Source organism: Roseivirga misakiensis (assembly GCF_001747105.1).
GTDB classification, from domain to species: domain Bacteria; phylum Bacteroidota; class Bacteroidia; order Cytophagales; family Cyclobacteriaceae; genus Roseivirga; species Roseivirga misakiensis.
The window spans coordinates 593,862-618,745 of sequence record NZ_MDGQ01000003.1; the positions used below are offsets into that span (position 1 = coordinate 593,862).

At 41.3% G+C, this 24,884-nt stretch carries 19 protein-coding genes; 11 read left to right on the forward strand and 8 right to left on the reverse strand.

Features of this window, described 5'->3' with window-relative positions:
• The first annotated feature begins 55 nt into the window (after positions 1-55).
• Positions 56-688 carry a hypothetical protein gene (locus BFP71_RS02995; protein ID WP_069833960.1) on the forward strand — a complete coding sequence of 211 codons (633 nt, stop codon included), beginning with the start codon at positions 56-58 and terminating at the stop codon, positions 686-688.
• Positions 689-744: 56 nt separating this feature from the next.
• Here the strand turns inward: BFP71_RS02995 and BFP71_RS03000 are convergent, their stop codons facing one another.
• Positions 745-1,119 (reverse strand): DUF6249 domain-containing protein, encoded by a 375-nt coding sequence (locus tag BFP71_RS03000; RefSeq protein ID WP_069833961.1) that lies wholly within the window; start codon positions 1,117-1,119, stop codon positions 745-747.
• Between the two features lie 159 nt (positions 1,120-1,278).
• On the opposite strand from BFP71_RS03000, the gene BFP71_RS03005 reads away from it, so the two are divergent.
• The 3 genes from BFP71_RS03005 (at position 1,279) to BFP71_RS03015 (ending at position 3,064) form a co-directional block, all read left to right on the forward strand.
• Positions 1,279-1,869: an RNA polymerase sigma factor gene (locus tag BFP71_RS03005; protein WP_069833962.1), complete on the forward strand. Its 591-nt coding sequence runs from the start codon at positions 1,279-1,281 to the stop codon at positions 1,867-1,869.
• Positions 1,866-2,228 (forward strand): hypothetical protein, encoded by a 363-nt coding sequence (locus tag BFP71_RS03010; protein ID WP_069833963.1) that lies wholly within the window; start codon positions 1,866-1,868, stop codon positions 2,226-2,228. Before BFP71_RS03005 ends, BFP71_RS03010 begins: the two co-directional genes overlap by 4 nt.
• Before the next feature lie 71 nt (positions 2,229-2,299).
• Positions 2,300-3,064, forward strand: a complete 765-nt coding sequence (locus BFP71_RS03015) for a carboxypeptidase-like regulatory domain-containing protein (RefSeq protein ID WP_069833964.1) — start codon at positions 2,300-2,302, stop codon at positions 3,062-3,064.
• Here BFP71_RS03015 and BFP71_RS03020 read toward each other — a convergent pair.
• Positions 3,061-3,708 (reverse strand): arylesterase, encoded by a 648-nt coding sequence (locus BFP71_RS03020; RefSeq protein WP_088124847.1) that lies wholly within the window; start codon positions 3,706-3,708, stop codon positions 3,061-3,063. The two genes, BFP71_RS03015 and BFP71_RS03020, sit on opposite strands and share 4 nt — an antisense overlap.
• Positions 3,709-3,778: 70 nt before the next feature.
• Here BFP71_RS03020 and BFP71_RS03025 point away from each other — a divergent pair, with 70 nt between their 5' ends.
• The 5 genes from BFP71_RS03025 to BFP71_RS03045 all read left to right on the forward strand — a co-directional run bounded on the left by BFP71_RS03025 (position 3,779) and on the right by BFP71_RS03045 (position 10,118).
• The gene (locus BFP71_RS03025; RefSeq protein WP_069833965.1) at positions 3,779-4,474 is read left to right on the forward strand and encodes an ABC transporter ATP-binding protein; all 696 of its coding nucleotides are present in this window, start codon (positions 3,779-3,781) and stop codon (positions 4,472-4,474) included.
• A complete protein-coding gene (locus tag BFP71_RS03030) occupies positions 4,474-7,044 on the forward strand; it encodes an ABC transporter permease (RefSeq protein WP_245701807.1) in 2,571 nt (856 codons plus the stop codon). Before BFP71_RS03025 ends, BFP71_RS03030 begins: the two co-directional genes overlap by 1 nt.
• A 102-nt stretch (positions 7,045-7,146) precedes the next feature.
• A complete protein-coding gene (locus BFP71_RS03035) occupies positions 7,147-7,512 on the forward strand; it encodes a hypothetical protein (protein ID WP_069833966.1) in 366 nt (121 codons plus the stop codon).
• Positions 7,513-7,588: 76 nt separating this feature from the next.
• Positions 7,589-9,172, forward strand: coding sequence for an amidohydrolase family protein (locus tag BFP71_RS03040; protein ID WP_069833967.1), 1,584 nt, complete (start codon positions 7,589-7,591; stop codon positions 9,170-9,172).
• Between the two features lie 4 nt (positions 9,173-9,176).
• Positions 9,177-10,118, forward strand: a complete 942-nt coding sequence (locus tag BFP71_RS03045; RefSeq protein ID WP_069833968.1) for a tetratricopeptide repeat protein — start codon at positions 9,177-9,179, stop codon at positions 10,116-10,118.
• A 67-nt stretch (positions 10,119-10,185) separates the two neighbouring features.
• On the opposite strand, the gene BFP71_RS03050 is transcribed toward BFP71_RS03045, so the two are convergent.
• From BFP71_RS03050 to BFP71_RS03070, 5 genes are all read right to left on the reverse strand, one after another.
• A complete protein-coding gene (locus tag BFP71_RS03050) occupies positions 10,186-12,252 on the reverse strand; it encodes a carboxy terminal-processing peptidase (RefSeq protein WP_069833969.1) in 2,067 nt (688 codons plus the stop codon).
• 161 nt (positions 12,253-12,413) lie between these two features.
• A complete protein-coding gene (locus BFP71_RS03055; RefSeq protein ID WP_069833970.1) occupies positions 12,414-14,795 on the reverse strand; it encodes an ABC transporter permease in 2,382 nt (793 codons plus the stop codon).
• Positions 14,796-14,885: 90 nt separating this feature from the next.
• Positions 14,886-15,821, reverse strand: coding sequence for a S41 family peptidase (locus BFP71_RS03060; RefSeq protein ID WP_088124848.1), 936 nt, complete (start codon positions 15,819-15,821; stop codon positions 14,886-14,888).
• Between the two features lie 84 nt (positions 15,822-15,905).
• Positions 15,906-16,385: a MarR family winged helix-turn-helix transcriptional regulator gene (locus BFP71_RS03065; protein WP_069833971.1), complete on the reverse strand. Its 480-nt coding sequence runs from the start codon at positions 16,383-16,385 to the stop codon at positions 15,906-15,908.
• A complete protein-coding gene (locus BFP71_RS03070) occupies positions 16,386-19,505 on the reverse strand; it encodes a VPS10 domain-containing protein (RefSeq protein ID WP_069833972.1) in 3,120 nt (1,039 codons plus the stop codon). It abuts the gene before it with no gap.
• A gap of 140 nt (positions 19,506-19,645) precedes the next feature.
• Here BFP71_RS03070 and BFP71_RS03075 point away from each other — a divergent pair, with 140 nt between their 5' ends.
• Together BFP71_RS03075 and BFP71_RS03080 are read left to right on the forward strand one after the other, a co-directional pair.
• Positions 19,646-20,164, forward strand: coding sequence for a RidA family protein (locus BFP71_RS03075; RefSeq protein ID WP_069833973.1), 519 nt, complete (start codon positions 19,646-19,648; stop codon positions 20,162-20,164).
• Between the two features lie 21 nt (positions 20,165-20,185).
• Positions 20,186-21,985: a M61 family metallopeptidase gene (locus tag BFP71_RS03080; protein ID WP_069833974.1), complete on the forward strand. Its 1,800-nt coding sequence runs from the start codon at positions 20,186-20,188 to the stop codon at positions 21,983-21,985.
• A 71-nt stretch (positions 21,986-22,056) separates the two neighbouring features.
• On the opposite strand, the gene clpB is transcribed toward BFP71_RS03080, so the two are convergent.
• Entirely contained in the window at positions 22,057-24,669 is a 2,613-nt protein-coding gene (gene clpB, locus BFP71_RS03085; RefSeq protein ID WP_069833975.1) for an ATP-dependent chaperone ClpB, read from the reverse strand.
• Between the last annotated feature and the right edge of the window lie 215 nt (positions 24,670-24,884).

The following is a 24,884-nucleotide window of genomic DNA, read 5'->3' on the forward strand; positions in this document are numbered from 1 at the left end:
TCAAGCAATAGTAGGTGCTTACTCAATCACTTTTGTGAGATACAAAATCTATCTCATGAAAAACTCTATTCACAAACATGCTGGCATCTCCTTGTTAACTGGAGCATTTTTAGCCACTGTTACCATGGCATTGCACCCGGTCGGGGGTAGTATCGATCACCTTATTAAGGTTTCACCGATAATCCTGACTAGTCATATCATTGCGATATTTTCGGTGCCTTTTATACTATTTGGTTTCTGGGGACTCTCTCGCCGGATTGGGTTCGATAAATCGCTATCGGTTTTAGCGTTTATTATTAGTGCAGTTGGCCTATTTGCAGTTATGCTTGCTGGGGCTATTAATGGCTTGGCACTCCCTTTCTTCGTTGAAGGTTTATCAGATATCAGTCCTGAAAAACAGGATCAAGCGCGGTTTATACTGAGCTATGGCTTCTCTTTAAACCAAGCATTCGACTACATATTTATCGGTGCATTATGCGAGGCATTCCTCTGCTGGTCTTTCGTGATGCTGAAAGAAAAGGTCTTTCCAAAATGGGTGGCCATTCTGGGTATAATTTTAGGACTTGGATTCTTAATAGCACTGATCGCTGGCTTAGACTTGGTTCACTTGCATGGTTTCAGCGTGTTTATTTACGGTATCGCTAGTTGGGTAGCGGCAGTTGGCCTGCTAATGGTTAAACGTAATTAAAAACAAAAAGCCTCTCCATTGAATGGAGAGGCTTTATTACATCCAAATCCGATATTCTATTCCTTATTAATATACTTACGGTTTACAAAGAATGCCGCCACAAAGCCAACACCAAGCATTAAAAATATACCGAAGAAGTATGGGCCTGGGCTACTATGGTTTCTCCCTAATACACCACTACTCTGTAGGGCATCCTCGATAAAAAATCCTAGACCTATACCCAGCGCAAGACATATAAATAGTATCCCGAGAAGCATCACGAAGAAATAAGATTTTTTACGTGGGTCTGATTGAAATAGTGAAGCATCGGCTCCCTTCTCAATTAGTTGAGTTCTTTCTCTATGCCTAGTGAATAACCAAAAGAATATCACTCCACCTAAAGAGATTATTATGGAGGCCATAAACATAAATGCTGCAAATCCGTCGCTCATCGTTTTTTCAAATTAGTTTCAAAAGCTTTGATGCCCTTTGTGATCATCAAGTTACACCTTCGGCGAAAATTAATTGGGAAATTTGAAATGAAGAACATTTAAAAGATTTCTATATTCTACCTGTAACCAATCTGAACATCGCATAGTCAAATCTGAAAAATGAAAGCCAATAATGAGCAATATGCCATGGAGTTGATTATCGCAAAGGTTAAAGAAGGCGATATGGCTGCATTCAATGTGCTCATTGATGAACATAAAGCCATGGCGTTTACTTTGGCTTTGAAGTTGATGAAGAACCGAGAAGACGCAGAAGAGGTTGCTCAAGACGCGTTTCTAAAAGCCTATAAGAACATCAAACAATTCGAAGGTAATTCAAAATTTTCCACATGGCTCTATACAATTGTTTACAACACGGCTTTAACAAGATTAAGGAAGAAGAAAATTTCTACAAGTGAGATTTCTGACCATAATGAGGAGAGGCTATCTTCTTATAGTGAATCAGATAAAGAATGGAATAGACTACAAAAAGCGGAGCGTTCTGGATATATAAAACAAGCCATGGATTTATTATCCCCAGACGATCAGGTGGCCATTACCTTGTTTTACTTAAACGAGAACTCTCTTCAAGAAATTTGCGAAATTACAGGCTGGGAATTATCCAACGTAAAAGTTAGATTGCATCGAGCACGAAAAAGATTATTGAAGGTATTAGAGCAACTGTTAGACACTGAAGTAAGATCATTATTATGAACGAATTCAATCTTTCCGATAAAGAACTGAAAGCACTGCTTCAAAGTGAGGGTTTAGAAGAGCCGTCTCTCAGTTTTAACAGGGTTGTTCTAGAAAAAGCTAAAGCTGCTGATAAGGCCAAGCATTTAATCATTCCAATCTGGGTTAAGGTGCTATTTGCCGTCATTGTTCTCACACCAATCGGTTATTTGGCTTTTGCCCAAGGGCTAAATCTAGGTACGGAAGAGCTTGATTTACCTGTTCCCGAACTTTCCTTGAATATAGGTCTCAACAGTACCTACAAGTATATTTCTTTATTGAGTGTAGGTGTAATTTGGATGGCCTTCTTCTTTAATAGATACCTGACTCGTCAAAACTGATACGAGGTTAAAAACGGTTAACCGCTTATTTTCTAAAACTTTATTGCTGAAATTCGTTGGCAATAAATTAGATGAATAAGGGCCTTTACATATTAGTTTTTCTGCTACTCACTTGTGCACTAAAGGCTCAATCCAAGGGTGATTTCTTATTTAAAGGGAAGGTTGTAGACAAAGAAGAATCAAAAGGAATTCCCTTTGCCAGTGTATTTGTGATCACGCAAAATAAAGGTACCGCAACTTCTCCCGATGGGAATTTTAACTTCAGAATATTCGTAGGAGACTCAATTCGTATTTCATCGGTTGGTTATGCCGACTATACATTCGCCGTGAGTGCAGAAATGGCAAGTCGCAATGAAGTAATCATCATAGAAGTAAGCCCGCAAGCAATCAATTTGGATGATGTAGAGGTTTTTCAATTATCAGATGACTTCTATTTGAGAAGGAAAATCAGAGACACACTCAAACTGAATCTCCCTGAAAATATTATGGATTTTCCGCTTCTAGGTCTTCCAGATGATATTGGGCCACCAGTAAATACTCCTTTTACTTTTCCCATCGCCACCATTCCAATTTTTCAAGATTTAAGCCGAAACCCAAAACAAGCTAGAATTATTAGGCAAATGGAGGAAGCCAAGAATTTTCTATCCCTGAGAGAGCGAGAAAGACTCAAGTATTTCAATAAAGATATTGTGAAGAAAGTGACGAGGATCGACGATCGGGTAATCGATGAATTTATGGAGTTTTGTAAATTCCTAGATGGTGAAATAATCGGGAGAAGCGAGTATGAGATCACTCAAAAAATACTTGAGCGATACAAAGCATTTCTCAGGCGCTAATTCAAATATTTTTTAATGTCATTCCAGACCGTTTCTGCAACAATTTGATGCCCTCGAACATTTGGGTGAATACCATCTGGCAAGTTCAACTCTGGGTAGCCGCCAACCTTATCCAACAAAAATGGGATTAGTTCGGAATCCGTTTCTTTCGCAACTTTCGCAAATAGATTTTTAAAGCGATTTGTATAATCTTGACCCAAGTTTGGCGGAATTTGCATACCCGCTAAAATTACAACCGCGTCGGGATTTTTGGCTCTTACTTTACCTACCATTGCCTTTAGGTTCTTTTCTGTTTCGTCCAAACTCAACCCTCTTAGTCCATCGTTGCCACCTAATTCAAGGATAAATACATCTGGTTTAGTTTTAAGAATCCAGTCAATTCTGCCTAAACCACCTGCTGATGTCTCTCCGCTCAATCCGGCATTGATCACTTCATATGCCATTTGGTTAGAATCTAATTTTTGCTGAATTAATGCTGGAAAGGCCTGCTCCGACGACAGCCCATACCCTGCTGTAATACTATCGCCAAAGAAGATGATTTTCTTTTTATCATCTTGATTGACAGAGCTGCCTACTCCTGACAAGACGGTTATAGAAAGTATCAGTGAACTCGTGAATTTCAAGAATTGTATATTGAGTCTCATATATTAGCAAACTGACGAACCAAATCGACTTACATTCGTCTTCATTATATCAAACATTTGAATCTCGAATATGTCAAATATTCTTGAGGTTTCTAACCTCACTAAAACATACTCTAGCGGATCAAAATCTTTAACGGTACTCTCCGACATAAGTTTTTCTATCCAAACAGGCGATAAAATCAGTATTGTGGGATCATCTGGTAGTGGTAAAACCACACTACTTGGCTTATGTGCGGGCTTAGATAGAGCAACATCTGGCAAGGTTACCTTAAATGGTATTTCCCTGGATAATCTTGGAGAAGACGAGAGAGCTTTTGTGAGAAGCCAACATGTTGGGTTTATTTTCCAAAACTTTCAATTACTACCCACATTGACAGCACTAGAAAATATAATGGTGCCAATGGAGCTAAGAAGAGAAAAAGGAATCAAAAAAAGAGCCTTAGACCTTCTAGACCGTGTAGGACTTGCCGAAAGACACGATCACTACCCGACTCAGCTCTCGGGCGGAGAGCAACAAAGAATTTCTATCGCTAGAGCTTTTTCAAATGATCCTAAAATCCTCTTCGCCGATGAACCTACGGGTAACCTGGATGAAGAAACCTCTGTAAAAATCGAATCTCTCCTTTTCGATCTAAATAAAGAGTCCGGAACTACGCTGGTATTGGTGACTCATGACTTGGAACTTGCGCAAAAGACAGATCGAATTATTCGATTGAAAGGGGGAATTTTACAAAGTACTGTTTCGGAAACTTCGGTGGCAGAATAATGGACAAACAAGTAGGTGTTACTCCTGAAAAAGTATCTAAGCGATGGATTCTCCTGATGGCTTGGCGCGATGCTAGAAAAAGTAAATCGCGGCTATTGCTATTTATTTCCTCCATTGTTATTGGTATAGCAGCCCTTGTCGCTATCAATTCATTCAGCGATAATCTCCAAAGCGATATCAATAATCAGGCAAAAGAACTGCTGGGTGCTGATTTAGAATTGGCAAGCAACGACCCGAACTTCAGTTACGCCATTATAGATTCCATGCAGACGGAAGTTTCCTATGAAAACAGCTTTGCTTCCATGATCTTTTTCCCTAAAAATCAGGAAAGCAGGCTGGTTGACGTCCGTTCTTTAGAGGGAGGTTTTCCGTACTATGGGAAACTAGAAACAGAACCAGCGACGGCAGAAGCTACATTTAGAGATGGTCTCCCAAAAGCCCTAGTTGATAAAAGCGTACTTGTGCAATACAATGTGGGCATTGGTGATTCCATAAAAATCGGGCAAGTAACTTTCAAAATTGAGGGGGCGCTAATCAGCTCTCCGTCCCAATCGATGGGCGCCACACTAGTAGCACCTGCAGTTTATATCCCAATGTCCTTTCTAAACCAAACAGGACTGATTACAAGGGGAAGTAGGGTTTACTATAGACGTTTTTACAAATTTATTGATCCGCCAAGTGACTTTGATATAGATGAGCAAATACGAGCAGATAGCGATTCATTAAGGCTATGGAAAATCAGTAGTGAAACTATACGTGAGCGAAAAGAAGATACCGGCAGGACGTTCGAAGATCTAGCGGATTTCTTGAATTTAGTCGCTTTTGTCGCCTTACTTTTAGGGTGCGTGGGCGTGGCCAGTGCAGTTCATATTTATATTAAGGAGAAGATCAGACTGGTGGCTATTTTGAGGTGTCTTGGTGCCAGTGGCAAGGACGCATTCTATATCTACCTGACCCAGATAGGGATTTTCGGTCTTTTGGGCTCTGTTTTAGGAGCACTAGCGGGTACTTTCATTCAGACGATTCTCCCACGTATATTCGCTGAATTTTTACCAGTGGATGTAACGATCGCCTTGTCTTGGACATCGATCATTGGCGGAGTGGTCACAGGGCTTTTCATGTCCATCTTATTCGCGCTTTCTCCTTTGGTTTCTATCCGTAAAGCGTCGCCACTAATCACACTGAGGGGTGTAGACGAGAAAAATACGAGGAAATTAGACAAAGCGCAGGCATTGATTTACACTACCATTTTTGTTTTCGTTATTTCATTCGCTTTCATTCAGATTGGCTCATTAATCGACAGTCTTTGGTTCACTCTTTTTATAGCTTTAGCCTTTGGGTTTCTAGCCCTAATCGCAAAAGCCTTCATGTGGCTGGTAAAGAAATTCTTCCCTAGCAGCTGGAGTTATGTTTGGCGACAAAGTCTCGCAAACCTTTACCGGCCCAACAACCAGACCCTGATTCTGATTTCTTCCATTGGATTAGGAACAGCGCTAATTACCACGCTATACTTTATTCAAAGCCTTTTGATCAGTCAGGTGGAAATTACGACTAACGAGGATCGTCCTAACCTGATGGTTTTCGATATTCAAAGCCATCAGGTAGAAGCACTGACTCAATTGGCAAAGGAGTCGAATCTACCGATCATGCAAAGCGTGCCAGTAGTCACGATGCGATTAAAATCTATTAATGGACTTTCCTATCAAAAGGCCATGGAAGATACGATTCGAAACTTTCGAGGCGGCATGTTCCGTAGAGAGTGGCGAGTCACATATCGCGACAGTCTCATTGCTTCGGAAGAAATTGTTCAGGGAAGCCTTCAGCGATATAACCCTGCATCGGACAGTTTACCGGCGGTCAGCTTGGAGGACGATTATGTTACGCGAAACCGATTAGAGTTAGGCGATACCTTGGTGTGGAACGTTCAGGGCGTACCGATCGCTACGATACTAAGCAGTACTCGAGAAATTGACTGGAATAGAGTTCAAACAAATTTCTTGGGTTTGTTTCCCAATAATGTCCTAGAGTCTGCTCCCCAATTCCATGTATTAATCACCAGGGTGCAGAGTGTTGAAGAAGGCGCACTTTTTCAAAGAGAGGTTGTCAAAAATTATCCAAATGTATCGGTGATAGATGTAGGCTTAATTTTAAATACTTTGGATGATATACTGGATAAAATTGCATTCGTGATTCGATTTATGGCGCTTTTCAGCATTCTAACCGGGCTTTTGGTACTGATCAGTTCAGTAATTCTATCAAAGTTCCAGCGAATTAAGGAGAGTGTGTTACTTAGAACAATGGGCGCCACCCGAAATCAAATCCTCAGTATTAATAGCTTAGAATACTTCTTTTTGGGCAGCCTTGCATCATTATCGGGTATACTTTTGGCCATGCTAGGCAGCTGGGGGCTCGCCTATTATTCCTTTGATTCGACCTTTGTACCCAACTTACTCCCGATCGCTCTTGTGTACATTATAATTACTGGATTAACGATTATCATCGGGTTAATTAACAGTAGAGGTATTATTAGTAAACCGCCTTTGGAAGTTTTAAGAAATGAAATTCAATAGTCAAATGTGAGCGATTAACGCTGAGATTCCCCATTCAGCATGGACATACACCTGACTGAAAAAAGTTTTTACTAACATTGACACCTAATTAATACAAAATCTATGAAAGCAATAATGACATTAATCCTCGGGGCCTTTTTGATGACACAATCAAGCGACCCTGCAAAAGTAGTTGGCGATTGGGAAGGTACAATTGAAGCTCCAGGACAAAGTATTAAGATAATTTTCCACGTGACGAATACTGATGGCAAATTGTCCTCTACACTAGATGTTCCTCAGCAAGGAGCCATGGGACTAAAGGTTGATTCCACCTCATTTAAGGATGACAAAATCAAAATGGTTTTAAACCTACTTCCAGCAAGCTTTGAAGGCACACTAAAAGATGGAAAAATCACAGGCAAATGGAGCCAAGGTGGTGGTTCGGCTGATGCTGTTTTGACTAAAGCAAAGAAAACAGGTAAGAGCTAAAGGCTTAGTTGGCATTAAAGTAGGTTGTTAAAGGTTGTCATATTCTCTATCTTTTGAGAAGTCAACCTTTAACAACATGCGAATTAGAACCTATTTTTTGGGAATACTCTGTCTGATATTCCTACCATTCAATTCATCCTTCTCTCAAATTGAAAAAGCCCCAGATCGTACTGAGGGAGAGGGACCTTTCAAAAGATTAATCGTAAGAGGTGTTACCCTCATCAATGGAAATGGTGCTCCACCAACAGGTCCAGTGGATATCGTCGTGGAGCAAAATATCATCAAAGGTGTTTACAATGTTGGTTATCCAGGCCTGCCTATTCGAGAAAGAGATAGACCGAAGGCAAATCCCGGCGATCAAGAATTAGATGCCGAAGGTATGTACTTACTTCCCGGATTTGTCGATATGCATGGCCATATTGGAGGTACCGGGCAAGGAACTCCAGCAGAATATGTATTTAAACTTTGGCTGGCTCATGGGATTACAACGATCAGAGACCCATCGGCTGGTAACGGTTTAAAATGGGTTTTGGAGCATAAAGAAAAGAGCAACAAAAACACAATTACTGCTCCTAGAATTCTCGCCTATACTGGTTTTGGTCAAGGAGCGAAAGAACCAATTTCGACTCCCGAATTAGCCAGGCAATGGGTAAGAGACAACGCAAAAAACGGTGCTGACGGCATTAAGTTTTTTGGCGCAGCACCAGATATTATGCAAGCTGCGCTTGAGGAAAACAAGAAGCTTGGCTTACGATCGGCAATGCACCACGCTCAAATGGATGTAACCAGGTGGAACGTGCTCAACTCTGCTCGGGCTGGCCTTACTTCAATGGAACATTGGTACGGACTACCTGAGGCACTTTTTACAGACCGCATCGTCCAGAATTATAGCCTCGATTACAATTATCGCAACGAGCAAGATCGGTTTGGCGAGGCTGGCCAGCTATGGAAGCAAGCAGCTAAGCCCTATTCTGATCACTGGAACAAAGTGATGGATGAGCTGATCTCTCTAGATTTTACCATTGATCCTACCTTTAATATTTATGAGGCGAACCGAGATTTAATGAGGGCTTACAGTGCCGAATGGCACAAAGACTACACCCTCCCATCGCTTTGGGAGTTTTATCGACCTAGCCGTAGATCTCACGGTTCTTATTGGTTTGATTGGGGTACAGAACAAGAGGTAGCTTGGAAGGAGAATTACAGGTTATGGATGACTTTCATCAACGAGTATAAAAATCGTGGTGGACGTGTGACGGCAGGTTCAGATTCTGGATTTATCTATCAGCTTTATGGTTTTGCCTATGTAAGAGAGTTAGAACTTTTGAGGGAATCTGGTTTCCATCCACTTGAGGTAATCATGTCGGCTACATTAAATGGAGCCCAAGCTGTAGGTATGGAGGATAAAATCGGAACCATTGAAGTGGGTAAATATGCCGACTTCTTTATCGTAGAAGAGAATCCTCTAAAGAACTTAAAGGTGCTTTATGGTACAGGTGCGCTTAGGTTAGATGAAAATAACGAAGTAACGAAAGTTGGAGGCGTAAAATGGACTGTGAAAGATGGTATTGTGTACGACGCCAAACAGCTATTAGAGGATGTAAGAAAGATGGTGGAAGAGAAGAAAAATGGTTTGAGTTTTAAAATGACAACCAAGTAAATCCATGAAGAAACAAATCGTAATCAGCTTATTTCTATTGACATGTATCTTTTATGCATGCGATAAGCAAGAAGATCAGGTTTACGTACCTGAATCATTTCAGGCAATGTCTCTTTTGGGCGATTCGCTAAAAATCCCCGAAAGAACGGAACGTCAGGATTCAATTCTGAAGATGAATATCGACAAGGCTTTAGATGATTTCAATCTTGATAGTAATGAAATGAACACCATTTGGCTAGGTAGGCGGTATGCTTATTTAAGCGATTACAAGAAAGCCATAGATGTATTTACCGATGGCATTTCGCGCTTCCCTGAGTCTTACAAATTGTATCGCCACAGAGGACACCGTTACATTAGCATTCGACAATTTGATAAAGCGATATGCGATTACGAAAAGGCTTATGAATTGATGCCGAAAGGGGTGGAAGAAACTGAGCCTGATGGTGCTCCAAACCGTTTAAACATCCCGCTATCAAATACTCAGTTCAATATTCTGTACCACTATGGACTGGCGCATTATCTCTCTGGAAATTTCCAAAAAGCAGAGGAAATCTATCGCGAATGCATGGACTATTCTGGCAATCCAGACTTAAGGGTAGCGACATCCGATTGGCTTTACATGACGTTAAGAAGGCAAGGAAAAACGGATGAAGCTGATGCCCTTTTATCGACGATCGATCCGTCAATGGAGATTATTGAAAATGATAGTTATTTAAAAAGATTAAGCATGTATCAAGGAGCCTTACCTGCCGATGACTTACTCAAGGGTTCGGGAGACGATGTAGCACTCAGCCTTGCCACTCAAGGTTATGGTTTAGGCAATTGGTATTTGTATCAGGGTGACGAGGCTAAAGCAAAAGAAATCTTTGAACGAGTTGTTCAAGGAACTTCCTGGTCGGCATTCGGATATATAGCTGCTGAAGCTGATCTTAATAGGCTACGATAGTTACCAGAAAATAAAAAAGCCCAAGGTTGATTTAACCTTGGGCTTTTTTTGTGTTAAGCTTAATTACTTAGCCTCTCTTCTTTTTGATGACAATCTGATCTGCCAATAGCTTGATACTTTCTTTGAGATAAGCATCCTTCATATCAGCTAATGATCGCCCATTAGAAGATGAAGCATCATCTAGCGAATCACCAATTCTTACCGTAGCTTTCAGTTCTCTATCTCTTTTACGCTTCTCAAAATCATCTTGCTCCTTTTTGCGCTCGTCATAATTCAAGGAGATATATTTTCTAGCTCTGTTTTTTCTTAATTCACTGATATCTTCTTGCAAATCGATCAACGTTTGATCTTCCTTTAAACGCTGCTTATGCCTTTTCTCTAACATCGAAAGCATGTTTTGATCTACATAGTCTAAGGTTTTAAAATCAGCAGAGGCAATTTTGTCCCAAGGCAATGCACTTGGCTTAGAGCTCTCCCCAAATTCGTCCGCACTATAAACCGAAGGGTATTCTATATCAGGTGTCACCCCTTTATGTTGCGTACTGCTACCTGTAACTCTATAAAACTTGGCGATCGTAAATTTCAAGAGTCCCAGTTTATCTTCACTCTTTTGTCTTAGGAAGTCTTCCAGTCCTCGAACATTTTGAACCGTTCCTTTTCCGTAAGATTGCTCTCCCACAATCACGCCTCTTTTATAGTCTTGAATTGCGCCTGCGAAAATCTCTGAAGCCGAAGCGGAAAAACGATTAATCATCACGTTCATTGGGCCTTCGTATGTCATCCCCTTGTTCTCATCATCGTATTTTTGAATTTGTGCGCGACTATCTTTTACCTGCACCACTGTTCCACCTGGTAAAAACAATCCGGAAAGGCTTATCGCTTCAACTAGCTGCCCTCCACCATTATTTCTCAAATCGAGCATAATACCATCGACATTTTCAGCTTCTAATTCCTTGATTATTTTCCTCACGTCATTAGTCGTGCTCGTGTAATCTTCACCTCCTTGATCGTATCCTTCTGGGTCGAGGTAAAAGTCAGGAACAGTGATAATTCCAAAGTTGTAATCAATACCACCTTCAGTGTATTTTACAACCTTGCTCTTCGCTCTTGACTCATCCAATTTGATCTTATCACGTACGAGCATCACCTCTTTCATTTCAGATCCTGGGCTTGCTCCAGCTGGCAAAAGTTGTAATCTAACTAAGGTGCCTTTTGGGCCTCTAATTTGTCCAGCAACCTCATCTGAACGCCAACCTACGACATCAATCATTTCACCATCGGCACCTTGTGCAACACCAGTTACTCTATCTTCTGCTTGAATTTCACCACTCAAGAAAGCAGGGCCACCAGGTCTTAGTTCTGTAATCTTAGTAAAATCATTGTCCTGCTGAAGTGTAGCGCCAATTCCCTCGAGAGACTTGCTACTTTGCATTTGGAAATCCTCAGCATTGAGCGGCGTGAAGTAGTTGGTATGTGGATCAAATGCCTCCGTTACGGAATTCATGAACATTTCAAAAACGTCGTTGCTGTTGTATTTGGAAACGTTGCTTTGAAAGCGCTCATAACGCTTGGTCAATACGTCTACTATTTTATCATATTCAGAACCGCTGAGCTTTAACTGTAATGCTTGATTCTTGATCGTTTTTCTCCAAATTTCATCTAATTCGGCTACATTTTTTGCGTATGGCTCCTTCTCTCTGTCAAAGGCTAAGCTTTCCTTTTTATCAAAATCAAACTTATCAGTCACATGAGCCAAGGCATATTCTAAGCGTGCATCTACGCGCTTTTTGTAGATGTTGAAGATGTAAAAAGCAGGAATTAAATCACCTTCTTTTGATCTGTTATCAAGTTCGTATCGATACTTTTCAAACGATTTAATATCACTTTCTAAAAAGTAGCTTTTGTTGCCATCGAGTGTCTCTATGAAGTTGTTGAAAATAACTGAAGATAAGGAGTCATCTAGATCAGTTTCTCTGTAGTGGAAGTAGTCCAAAATCTGAACTATAATCTTAGATTCCTTTATGTGTGCAGCCGTTGGCTGTAAATATTCAGTAGAATCTCTTTCCGTGCCGAATGTCGGACCGGTAAAGAAGATTACCATTGGTAACCACAATAACTTTTTAATCATCTTCATTTGAACGCGTTTTTTTCTTAAACGTTACCCATGACAGGGTTTTAAATGTAATGAAAATCACCTTAAAACACTGGGTATGTTTTGATTCACTACAAGTATAATACCACAAGCGGGTTAAGTAGTTTCAACTTTAGTATGAATGGATGTTAAAAAATGCAAAATCATTGATATCTCAAGGAGTTTGAAGGGTTCGTGGTAGCAGCCTTTACTGATTGAAAGGTCACTGTTAACAATGCGATAGCCATTGCCACAACGGCTGAGATAACAAACCAAGCCCAGTTTATATCCACTCTATATTCAAAGTCTCCGAGCCAAGATTTCATTAAGAAATACGCGATCGGCACGGCAAGCAAAATCGCTATGGCAATCAACTGCGAGAATTGCTTTGATAAAAGTAGGATAATCCCAGTAATGCTTGCCCCCAATACTTTGCGCACACCAATCTCTTTGGTTTTCTGTTCTGCGGTAAAAGCGGAGAGTCCGAATAGTCCGAGGCAAGCAATGAAAATAGCCAACCACGTAAAGCTAAAAACCAGCTTCCCAAAACGTTCGTCTGAAGCATATTGCTGACCAAACTCTTCATCGAAAAACCGATACTCGAAAGGGCTATTAGGAAATACTTCATTCCATGCCGCTTGAATTGACTGCACTGTATTGCTAGCATTCCTGGTATTGAATTTCACAGCCAAATTGCCTCCATTAGTAGGATTATATAGCATGGCCAAAGGTTCAATCTTATGCCGCATATTGGTGAAGTGAAAATCCTTTACCACACCAATGACTTTTCTTTCTTGTTGCCCGAATGTTATGGTCTTGCCGACAGGCTCTTTCCATGTCAATTCTTGAGCCATGGCCTCATTGATTAAAACCGCCTGCTGCGCATCGGTCTGCATATCGCGATCAAATCCTCTGCCTTCGACCATCTCCATATCCATCAAATCCATAAAGTCGTCATCGAAGCCAAATACAGAAATTATCCATGTATCCTCCGCGGGAACACCTTCTGGCCTTACACGATTTCTCCCGAAAGTTCTACCTGGCATCCCCCCTGTTCGAGCTGTTTTCGTTATATCAGGAATCTCGTCCAACTTATTCATAAACACAGGCAGTGCTTGCTGTAGACTGGGGTGCCCAACGTTTAGGGTGACAATCTGTTCTGGGTCGAATCCTTTGTCAATATTTCGTTGATGTTGCAGCTGGTCGTAAACGATCGCGGTACCTATAATCATCGCTATTGAAATGGTAAATTGAAAAATCACCAAGGACTTTCTGAGCATAACGCCCTTCGCACTCGTCTTAAATGATCCTCTTAAAATACCTATCGGATTAAATCCTGAGAGCATTAAAGCTGGGTAACTCCCTGAAAAAAGGCCTAGAAAAAGCACAAAAAGTACAGCGCCTAAAACCCACTCTGTTTTGCCTAAAAAGTACAACGCTAAGTTTTGTTCTATTGGCAGGTTAACCAATGGACTAACAACGACTACAAAACCAAAAGCAAGCAATAATGACAGAAAGCATATGACTACGGACTCCACCATAAACTGATTGATCAGTTGTCCTCTAAATGCACCAAAGACTTTCCTAACTCCCACTTCGCGGGCTCTGTTCGTAGATCTGGCTGTTGAGAGGTTCATGAAATTAAATGAAGCAATGAGCATTACGAATAGTCCAACCGCTGCCAGCGTGTACACATAATTAATGTCTGTTTGGTTTAGGTTGTAGTTTTGGAAAAGAATACCACTAGATTTTAGATGTACATCTGCCAGTGGTTGTAGCGTGACACTAAAATTCTCCCCTACATTGTTAGCCCTAATTAGCTCTTCCATTTTGGTTTCTACCGTGGCTTCATTCTCCGCTGAGGCAAGCTGGACGTAGGTAGTCATACTGATGGATCGCCATGACTGAATGAATTGAGCAAAATTTGACGTAGTATCTGCTTGTAGCATAGAGACGATTACATCGAAGTTGAGATGGGAGTTTTCCTGTACATCCTCCATCACTGCTACTACTTCTAGTCCTGTCTGACCACCTAGTTCGAGTTGTTTACCGATTGGGTCTTCATTGCCGAATGTCTTTTTTGCCATGGACTCGGTAAGGACCACTGTATTGGGCTCAGAAAGTGCTTTATCCACATCCCCGTCGATCAATTTGAAGTCAAATACTTCGAAAAGTGATGGTTCGGCAAATGCAAAGTGTTCTGCGTAATATCCCTGCTGATTATAGGTGAGAAGTCGCCTACCCTGCGTTAACATGCGAACACTATTTTCAACTTCTGGAAAATTATTTTCCATGGCATCTCCCAAAGCAGGCATTGTGATACCCACAAGGTTACTACTCACCCCTAAGGCTTCGTCGATCGTTAAGACTCTGAAAATCTCGTCTGACTTCTTATGAAACTTATCAAAACTTGTTTCATTTTGAACGAATAAGAAGATTATGATACAACAAGCGATGCCGATAGATAACCCTAGGATATTGATTATAGATGTACTTTTGCTCTTAAAGAGGCTTCTGAAAGCGATTTTTAGATAGTTTTTTAGCATGATTTAGTTTTTGACCCTTAATAAAAAAATTGATGTTACTACACTATTTAAGTCTTCCAGTAGCATTAGTACCTCCCACTTTTAAAATGGTTACTTATTCAATTCCAGTTTTGCCAATTCAATAGCTTTCTCCAGTGCTTTTTCAGCTGGGACTTTGATATCTGGTATCACACCTACCCCTTCCCAATTTGTTTTTGTAATGGGGTTAATGGCCCTACCTCTTGGAACGTTAACCACAAAATCACCCGAAATTATCGATGGGCCTCCCGGGTGGGCTCCACCACCAGTAGTTTCTCCAATGATGGTAGCTCGCTCTAGATTCTTGAGGTTGTAGGTGAATTCTTCTGCCGCTGAAAAGGTGTAGTCACTCGTAAGCACATAAATCGGAATATCGGGCTTGGTTTGACTGGCTAGTTCAGGGTCGGTCCACGTTTCCGAGTAGCGATCGGCAGGCCTCCAATAGAACGTATTTAGGTGCACTTTTTCATCCCCAAATAGGTAGCTTGATATGAAACGAATCATGTTGGGTGATCCCCCACCATTCTTTCTTAAATCAAAAATTAGGGCGTCTGCTTGTATAAGTTTATCCATGGCTGGTTTAGCCACATCTTCCGCTATACCAATGTCCATGAAACCCCTCAAGTCCAGATACCCAACGTTTCCTGGAAGTATCTTCACTTCTTCGAAACCAAATTTACCATTCGACTCAGGTCCAGGCCCAAAATCTCGATTTCTAATGTTTTCAGCATGTGCGTGATCATGAGTAACACGGATATGCCTATCACCCGTCACCGATCTTAAATCGGTTTCTAAAGCTGCCGCAAAGGCACTTTCGGAATCATAACTATTGTATTGATTCGACTTGAGCTTAGAGATGATCAAATCATGCATTGCCTTTCCCTTTTCAGGATATACATAATTTTCATTCATGATTTTTGCCAAACGTCGGACTATTTTCTTTTTATCGAAATCCTGTGCAGAAACGGAGGCTGTCACGGCAAAAAATAGGACAAGGAACTTCTTCATTAGATTTTTTTACGTAAGTGCTTACGTAATAATAGTAAAGGAGTTATAAAAACTCACATTTAAATACTTGAATTTTAGATTTAGCTACTGAAGCGAACGGACACGTTCATACATGGACTTTTCATCAAGCGCTGATTCTACCTTATCTAAATTCTTGAGTAGATCGCCACCTGATTCGCTCACCAATTGATCATTGGCCTTTTTTATCTGACCCCAAAGGTCTGTCATTTTGGCCACGAGTGCATGACCTTTATCGGTAAGTTTTAGCAAACGCTTTCTTTGGTCGGCATCGTCCTTACTTTCCTGTAAAATGCCATTACTTACTAAAACATTGGCTACTTGGTTGACTGCCGGATGTGTCTGTTTAAGCATTGTGGACAGTGCTGTCACGGATAGTTCTTCTCCTTCTTTGAGCGCATAAACCAAGGTAAACCACCGTGGCTCAAACGCTAAAGAGGACTCCTTATAAACCTGAGAAACGTCTTTAGCCAATCGCTCGCTTAGGTTTTTTAAACGGGTAGCCAGTGCCAAACTACCCAATTCTTCTATAATATCTCGTCCCAATTACTTCTTCTTTTTCGGGGCTATAAACGGCACTTTTTCCGTTCTGATTAGCTCCATTAACTCCTCCATTTTCTGGTTTACTTTAGCGGCTCCAGCGATTGCCGTCACATACTCTGCTTTCAGCGTTTCAACTCTAGCTCTTTGACCATCGGTAACCGGTGGCTCAATGCCGTCTATCGTACCATATATATGTAATAGCTGTACTTCCAGTTTGTTTTCAAAATTGATTACATCTTGAAATGTCTTTTGCTTTGGCTGTACAAATTCACCCTCTAATTCATTGATCATTTCCACCAATTCTTTAATGGCTTCATGCACATTAGCAAAGTCGTCTGGGTCAATTCTCGATTTCAGGTCATTGATTTGCGCTCTAACGGATCTTATATCATTCGCTGTGCTTTGCAATTCCTCTATGATCTCGCGAACCTCTTCCAGCAATTGTTGCTGCTCTTGATATTGCGCCGTAGTAGCTTCCCATTTTGGATCCGGAGCCACATTTAATCGTTTTACAATCTCTTGATCTCCATAACTCATTTTCATGGTGTAAGCACCTGGTGCCACCCGATGACCTCCCGCGCCAAGCCCGACAAATACACCTTGTACGCCATCAAAATTCACTTTTGATAAATTCCAATTCAGGCGATTCATTCCTGATTTCTTGGTCAACTTCTCTTGACGGTTGGTAGCATCAGAGGCAAAACTTCTGACTACTGCACCTGAAGCGTCCATAAATTCAACTTTTAACGGAATTGAATCAGCATCTTCCTTGATGTAATACATGATGGAAAATCCTGGATATGGATTTTGACCTATCGATGTATTTCCTGTGCGGAAAGCATTGTCCCGAATCGCGTTTTCAGGCTCATAGACATAGAAATCGGAATTTTGTGCTGCCTTTAATTCATATAAAGGATTTAGGTCGTCCATTACCCAAAAAGCTCTACCCTGAGTGGCTATGATCAGATCATTTCCGTGTACCATTAAATCTGTAATAGGAACAATTGGCAAGTTTTGTTGAAACTCGTTCCATTTCACTCCACCATCAAAAGACACATAAAGCCCTAGTTCTGTACCGGCAAAAAGAAGGTCTTTTTGCTTTGGATCCTCCCTCACAACTCTTACATGCGCTTCGCTGGCGATTCCATTGACAATTCTATTCCAAGTTTGCCCGTAATCAGTGGATTTGAAGATATGTGGTGTAAAATCGTTGAACTTATACTTATTGAAAGCCACGTATACTGTACCAGGATCATGTGGAGACACTTCGATTTGGTTCACCATACCTTCACCAGTATTCGGAATCGTAATTTCTGTCCAATCCGCACCACCATTTTTAGTAATGTGTAGCATACCATCGTCGGCACCAGTATAAATAACATCTGGTGTATGCGGCGATTCCGCTACATAATAAATAGCGTGATAAATTTCTCCACCGGCACCTTCGTTAGTGATCGGCCCGCCACCCCAGTTTATCTTGGTACTATCATTTCTGGTTAAATCTGGGCTAATTTCGGTCCAAGTTATTCCTCTATTAGATGTTTTTAAGAGCTTATTTCCTGCATGATAAATTACCGAAGGATCATGCTTTGAAGCAATGATCGGTGCATTCCAGTTAAAACGATATTTTATATCACGTGGATTGGTTCCTAAGCCCTGAAATGGATAAGCCATAACATCTTTAGTGAGCTTAGTTTTGGCATTCCACTCGTCGATAATTCCTTGATAACATCCTGAATACACGTATTTCGGATCGTCTGGATCGAAGGCAGAGTAAGCACTTTCGCAACCGCCAACTGGAAAAAAGTCCGAATTGCTAATTCCTCCACCATTGACTCGGGACGCTATTGAAACCGAACTATTATCTTGTTGCCCGCCATAAATTCTGTAAGGAAACTGTCTATCGGCATTTACTCTATAGAATTGAGCCGTCGGTTGGTTGTCTTGTCTTGACCAGTCTTTGCCACCATTAATGGATACGTTAGCACCGCCATCGTTGGCATTTATCATGTACTGCGGTTTTTCAGGGTTAATCCAAACTTGGTGATTATCGCCATGAGGTGTATTCAGGTTCACGAAGGTTTTACCGTTATCGGTGGATTGAACGAGCGGAGCATTCATGATATAGACACTTTCTTCGTCTGTTGGATGTGCCTGAATATGCATGTAGTACCAAGATCGGGCTCTTAGTAGACGATCGGGATTGATGAGCCTCCAATTTTTACCGCCATTATCCGATCGATAAAGTCCTCCTTTATCAGCTTCAATAATGGCCCAAACTTTATCTGGATTGGCACGAGAAACACTCACTCCAATTTTACCCATAACACCTTTTGGCAAGCCTTTCGATAATTTCTTCCATGTCAGACCACCATCGGCAGATTTCCAAATTCCACTGCCTGGTCCGCCACTCTGAACCTTCCAAGGGAACCTTCTATGATCCCAGTAAGCAGCATAAATAATCCGAGGATTAGTCATATCCATACTCAAATCACTTACCCCAGAATTTTCATCTATATAGTGAACTTTAGTCCATGTTTCCCCTCCGTCTTCTGATCGGTAAATACCTCTATCTTCAGTGGCAGCATAAGGACTTCCTTGTGCACCGACGATGACGACATCGGGATTATCTGGGTGAACTACGATCTTAGAAATCTGTCTTGTTTTCTCTAAACCGATATTTTTCCATGTTTTACCAGCATCGGTCGATTTGTAAACACCATCACCATGGGATGTCATTACTCCTCTTACTGGAGCTTCTCCCATACCCACGTAAACCACGTTAGGGTCAGATTCAGAAACGGCGATCGCACCAACGGAAGCGGTTTTCATAAAGCCGTCAGACACATTTTTCCAGCTTTCTCCAGCATCATCTGTCTTCCACACACCGCCAGTTGCGCCCATGTAGTAAGTCATTGGGTCTTGAACCACGCCAGCTACTGCTGTCGCACGGCCGCCACGGAAAGGTCCTACTAAGCGAAACTCCATCGAATTGTAAAGTGTGGTGTCGTAGGAAACTCCTTCTGGGGCCTGATTTTTTCTTTTGCGGCGTTGTGCAAAAGTATCTGGGGAACAAAAAAGAGCAGTTAGAGCAACTAGTAAAAAAATTCGAAGCGTCTTCATAGATAATCGTCTTAAAATCGGAAGGCTTTGGTGTTCCTAGCCGATATGTTTGGTTGAATCCTTAAGATAGGCATTGCCACGAGTAAAAACCAGCGACATTTTGGGAGGTGATTTGTATATTGGTCGAAACGGCTTTTTATATGCGACTTAAACTATTGATTTCATCTGTTATTGTGGCTTTTTTCTGCTTAACCGCTTGCGAAGCTCCAGACAATAACCAAGAACAGCAAAAGGAAGAAGTAGCTCGTTTTGAAAGAGAGAGTTCTTCGATTCTAAAAGGAGTTAAAGTGCCTGAAGGGAAATCTCTTTATCTGGCCAGTGGTATTGTGGCCACTGAAAAAGATAGTAGTAAACCTGTTGGTGATCGAGGTCGGTTTGGTGATACTTATGATCAGAGTGTGAGTGCTTTAAAAAGAATCGAAAGTTATCTTTCCGAAGAAGGCCTTAGCCTAAAAGATGTTGTGTCTATGAAAGTCTATGTGGCGCCAGATCCTGAAAATGATGGTAAACCCGATTTTCAAGCTTGGTTCAAAGCCTATGGCGAGTACTTCGGTACTGATAACAACCCGAATAAAGTAGCAAGGTCTACTATTGGCGTATACACTTTAGTCGACCCAAATAAATTTATCGAAATAGAAGTAAGAGCTGTTTACCCTTAACCTTTCTTAGAAAAAGAAAACATGAAAAAACTTAACTCATTTTTTGTAGCGCTGCTCATGTTGGCAGCTTTTGGCCTTCATGGGCAAACTTATAACGAATATGAAATATCCTTTGGCAATCGGGTACATCACGAAGCCAACATCAAGGTTAAGTTTTCTAACCTTGAGAATAAGGTATTAGAAGTGCGCATGAGCCGAAGTTCACCAGGTCGGTATGCAGTACATGAGTTTGCTAAAAATGTGTATGCTGTGAAGGCTACCGACAGCAAGGGAAATGAACTAACTGTTACCCGATCGGACCCGAGCCAGTGGAATATTGCCAATCATGACGGTACGGTAAATTTTGAATACACCTTATATGCCAATAGGGCTGGCGGAACTTACTCAGGAATCGACGAACTGCATGCTCACTTGAATATTCCGGCTACTTTTATTTGGGCGAAAGACCTAGGGCATAGGCCTACTCGTCTTAAAATCAATATCCCCGAGGGTTCAAATTGGAAAGTAGCTACCCAGCTCAAAGACGAAGGGAACAACACATATTATGCCCCTGATACTTACTACTTTATGGACAGTCCTATCCTGATCGCTGACTTGCACATGCGGGAAAGAATGATTGACGGGCAGAATATTCGCCTAGCCTTGAATACTCGTGCCACCGATGCTGAAGTCGATGATTATTTCGAAGAAGTGATCAAAATTGTAGAACAACAGAAAGCAGTATTTGGAGAACTTCCAAAATTCGATTTCGGAGAGTATACTTTCTTGTCCAATTATATGCCCAATGCTAGCGGTGACGGTATGGAGCATAGAAACTCAACCTTTGTGGTGAGCAGCAAACCAATAAACAGAGCACTTGGTAATACTAGTATGGGAACTATGTCTCACGAGTTTTTCCATGCTTGGAATGTAGAAAGAATCAGACCTGCTTCTCTAGAGCCATTTAACTTCGAAGATGCAAATATGTCTGGTGAACTCTGGTTTGCTGAAGGCTTTACTAGTTACTACACCAATCTGATTCGGGCACGCTCAGGAAACATCACCAAAGAGCAGTATGTAAATGGTTTAGGTGGTGCTGTTGGTTATGTCATAAATGCACCTGGCAGAATGTATTTTAACCCTATTGAAATGAGTTATCGGGCACCTTTTGTGGATGCAGCAGCATCGATCGACCCAGATAATAACGCTAATATTTTCATCTCTTATTACACTTATGGCTCTGTTCTTGGCCTTGCGCTGGATATGTCTTTAAGAAGTATGGATAACGGTAAAAATCTGGACGACTACATGAAGCACGTTTGGAAAACACAGGGTAAAAACGAGATTCCTTATAGCGTAAGAGATTTACAAAATCGTTTGGAAGAATACGCTGGCAAAGCATTCGCTGATGAATTTTTCAGCAACTACATCTTCAAGAGTGACATGCCTGATTATGAAGGACTCTTTAAAAAGATGGGTGTGACCTTCAAAAACACCAACCCAGACGCTCCTACGCTTGGCGGATTTATAAGGATAAATAATGGTATAGGTAGACTGACTGGAAATGCTACAATAGGCTCTCCTTTATATGAGGCAGGTATTGAACGGGAAGATAAGCTGATCAGCATCAATGGTAAATCGCTTGTCGGATTAAAGAACGTGAACGAAATTATTTCTAGCCTGAACCCGGGCGATCAAGTAAGTGTTGAAATAGACCGATGGGGTGAAAAGATGACCAAGACCGTAACATTGGCTGCAAATACCTCCATGCGTACTGGATGGGATCAAAATGCCGATGCACAAGCCCAAAAAAGGCGCGAAGACTGGTTAAAGAAGAAGTAGTACTCATCCAAAAGACAATAAAAAGGCCAAAACCCATTGTTTTGGCCTTTTTTTTATGATTTATATGCTTACTAGAGCTCTTCTACTTTCTCGATATTCAAGAACTCTACTTCTTTCTGATCATTCATCTCAATACTGACGACTGAGTCTTTTTGGATTTTACCAGAAAGAATCTGCTTAGAAAGTTCATTAAGGACTTTCCTTTGAATAACACGCTTCAAAGGTCGGGCTCCAAACTGAGGATCATAACCGACTTCCCCGAGGTAATCGAGCACTTCAGTCGTTGCCTCTATTTCAATTCCGTTTTCCTTTAACTGATTTTGAATCAGACCAAACTGGATCGCAACAATCTGTCGGATGTTATCCTTGCTTAGTGGCATAAACATGATGGTTTCATCAATCCTATTCAAAAATTCTGGCCTAACGGACTTTTTCAACAATTCGAATACAGAATTTCTGGTATCCTCAATCAGTTCAAGCACATTGTCTTCATTGATCTTTTCAAAGTTCTCCTGAATCAAGTGCGACCCTATATTGGTTGTCATAATAATGATCGTGTTTTTGAAGTTCGCCACACGCCCTTTATTATCGGTTAGCCTGCCATCATCCAAAACTTGAAGCAGGATATTAAAAGCATCAGGGTGCGCTTTTTCAATCTCATCTAAAAGAATCACTGAATAAGGCTTTCTTCTAACAGCTTCGGTTAGCTGACCACCCTCATCATAACCAACATAACCGGGAGGCGCTCCAATCAGTCGGCTCACCGCATGCCTTTCTTGGTATTCAGACATATCGATTCGGACCATATTATTCTCATCGTTGAAAAGGTATTCAGCCAGCGCTTTAGCCAATTCTGTTTTCCCTACACCCGTAGTGCCTAGAAATATAAATGAGCCGATTGGCCTTTTTGGATCTTGCAAACCAGCCCTACTTCGCCTAACAGCATCTGAAAGTGCAGCAATAGCTTCACTTTGGCCAGCTACGCGATTGCCTAATTCCTCTTCCAAATGCAACAGTTTCTCTCTTTCAGACTGCAACATTTTTGAGACCGGAATACCTGTCCATTTTGCCACTACTTCTCCGATGTCTTCTGCGTCTACTTCCTCTTTTAACAAAGTAGCACCACCCTGCATCTCTTGCATTTTCAGCTTCAAGTTTTCCAACCTTGACTCGGCCTCGGTAATTTTCCCATATCGGATTTCCGCCACTAAACCGAAGTCTCCTTCACGTTCGGCCTTCTCAGCTTCCATCTTATACTTATCGATATTTTCCTTCTCTGTCCGAATGCCAGTAATCACGCTTTTTTCGTTTTCCCACTTACCTTTCAGCGCGTCTCGACGTTCGGACAATTCTGCGATTTCCTTCGAAAGCACCGATTCTTTGTCTTTATTCTTCTCGCGCCTAATAGCCTCTCTTTCTATTTCGAGTTGCATGATTTTACGATTCAACTCATCCAATTCTTGTGGGAGAGAATCTATTTCTATTCTCAGTTTAGCGGCAGCTTCGTCCATTAAGTCTATCGCCTTGTCTGGTAAATAGCGATCAGAAATATATCTGCTAGACAATTCAACTGCCGCTATCACGGCATCATCTTGAATCCTAACACCATGATGCACTTCATATTTCTCCTTAATTCCTCTTAATATTGAAATAGCGTCTTCCTGATCGGGCTCGTCAACAATAACTGTCTGAAACCTTCTTTCTAGTGCCTTGTCCTTTTCAATGTGTTTCTGATATTCTTTCAGAGTAGTGGCACCGATCGCATGCAACTCGCCTCGAGCAAGGGCTGGTTTTAGCAAGTTAGCTGCATCCATAGCGCCATCTCCTGCACCCGCACCAATCAGCGTGTGAATCTCATCGATAAAAAGGATTATTTCTCCATCTGAATCTTGGACTTCCTTGATCACTGCTTTTAAACGCTCCTCAAATTCACCTTTGAATTTTGCTCCGGCTACAAGCAAGCCCATATCCAAAGAAATAATCATCTTAGATTTAAGGTTTTCGGGGACATCACCGTCAACAATTCGTTGTGCCATCCCTTCTACTATGGCAGTTTTCCCCACGCCAGGTTCACCAACCAACATAGGATTGTTCTTGGTTCTTCTGGACAGAATTTGCAATACGCGTCTAATTTCCTCATCTCTGCCAATTACAGGGTCAATTTTACCGTTTTTGGCTAACTCATTAAGGTTTTTCGAATACTTGTTCAGGGATTGATATTTTCCTTCTGCATGCTGATCAGTAACACTTGCGCCACCCCTTAACTCTTTAATGGCAGCAATTAATTCCTTTTTACTAAAGCCTAATTCTTTTAATAATGAGGCTACTTTATCTTTTCCGTTCAAGAGCCCGAGTACAATGTGTTCAATGGCCACGAACTCGTCTTTGAATTCCTTTAAATAGTCTAATGCTTTGGTCAAAGCCATATGTCCATCATTCGATAGATAAGGTTTCTGACCACTTACTTTTGGATAAGCCATCACTATCTCCTCCAACTTACTATCAAGTTGTACCCTGTTCACGCTCAATTTCTTTATCAGGAAAGACATTACGGTCTCATCCGACAAAAGGATCGCTTTCAATAAGTGTCCCGGCTCAATCGCTTGCTGTTCATTTCCAGTAGCAAGTTCGGCTGCTTTTTGAATAGCTTCCTGTGATTTGATGGTATAATTCTTAAAATCCATTTGCTTCAATTTAACCTACCTACTTGGCAGACAACCTTGCCCAACAAAGAATACTCCATTTCAACAATTCGGAAATTTTGTCTTGATTTCGGCCTAAACGAGTTAAAAACGGCCATTTTGTCATTTATTTCCCGAAAGGTTAATGGCTAGACAGAAAACCAATTACTCTCATTTTCCAAATTGCCGCACGTGTAAAAGTCAGGTTAAGAACACTT

Bases quoted from the DNA above. Each gene is read 5' to 3' on its own strand.
- BFP71_RS03005 (WP_069833962.1), top strand. From the start codon at position 1,279: ATGAAAGCCAATAATGAGCAATATGCCATGGAGTTGATTATCGCAAAG.
- clpB (WP_069833975.1), bottom strand. From the start codon at position 24,669: ATGGATTTTAAGAATTATACCATCAAATCACAGGAAGCTATTCAAAAA.
- BFP71_RS03030 (WP_245701807.1), top strand. From the start codon at position 4,474: ATGGACAAACAAGTAGGTGTTACTCCTGAAAAAGTATCTAAGCGATGG.
- BFP71_RS03050 (WP_069833969.1), bottom strand. From the start codon at position 12,252: ATGAAGATGATTAAAAAGTTATTGTGGTTACCAATGGTAATCTTCTTT.
- BFP71_RS03000 (WP_069833961.1), bottom strand. From the start codon at position 1,119: ATGAGCGACGGATTTGCAGCATTTATGTTTATGGCCTCCATAATAATC.
- BFP71_RS03015 (WP_069833964.1), top strand. From the start codon at position 2,300: ATGAATAAGGGCCTTTACATATTAGTTTTTCTGCTACTCACTTGTGCA.
- BFP71_RS03060 (WP_088124848.1), bottom strand. From the start codon at position 15,821: ATGAAGAAGTTCCTTGTCCTATTTTTTGCCGTGACAGCCTCCGTTTCT.
- BFP71_RS03035 (WP_069833966.1), top strand. From the start codon at position 7,147: ATGAAAGCAATAATGACATTAATCCTCGGGGCCTTTTTGATGACACAA.
- BFP71_RS03055 (WP_069833970.1), bottom strand. From the start codon at position 14,795: ATGCTAAAAAACTATCTAAAAATCGCTTTCAGAAGCCTCTTTAAGAGC.
- BFP71_RS03025 (WP_069833965.1), top strand. From the start codon at position 3,779: ATGTCAAATATTCTTGAGGTTTCTAACCTCACTAAAACATACTCTAGC.
- BFP71_RS03070 (WP_069833972.1), bottom strand. From the start codon at position 19,505: ATGAAGACGCTTCGAATTTTTTTACTAGTTGCTCTAACTGCTCTTTTT.
- BFP71_RS02995 (WP_069833960.1), top strand. From the start codon at position 56: ATGAAAAACTCTATTCACAAACATGCTGGCATCTCCTTGTTAACTGGA.
- BFP71_RS03040 (WP_069833967.1), top strand. From the start codon at position 7,589: ATGCGAATTAGAACCTATTTTTTGGGAATACTCTGTCTGATATTCCTA.
- BFP71_RS03020 (WP_088124847.1), bottom strand. From the start codon at position 3,708: ATGAGACTCAATATACAATTCTTGAAATTCACGAGTTCACTGATACTT.
- BFP71_RS03010 (WP_069833963.1), top strand. From the start codon at position 1,866: ATGAACGAATTCAATCTTTCCGATAAAGAACTGAAAGCACTGCTTCAA.
- BFP71_RS03075 (WP_069833973.1), top strand. From the start codon at position 19,646: ATGCGACTTAAACTATTGATTTCATCTGTTATTGTGGCTTTTTTCTGC.
- BFP71_RS03045 (WP_069833968.1), top strand. From the start codon at position 9,177: ATGAAGAAACAAATCGTAATCAGCTTATTTCTATTGACATGTATCTTT.
- BFP71_RS03080 (WP_069833974.1), top strand. From the start codon at position 20,186: ATGAAAAAACTTAACTCATTTTTTGTAGCGCTGCTCATGTTGGCAGCT.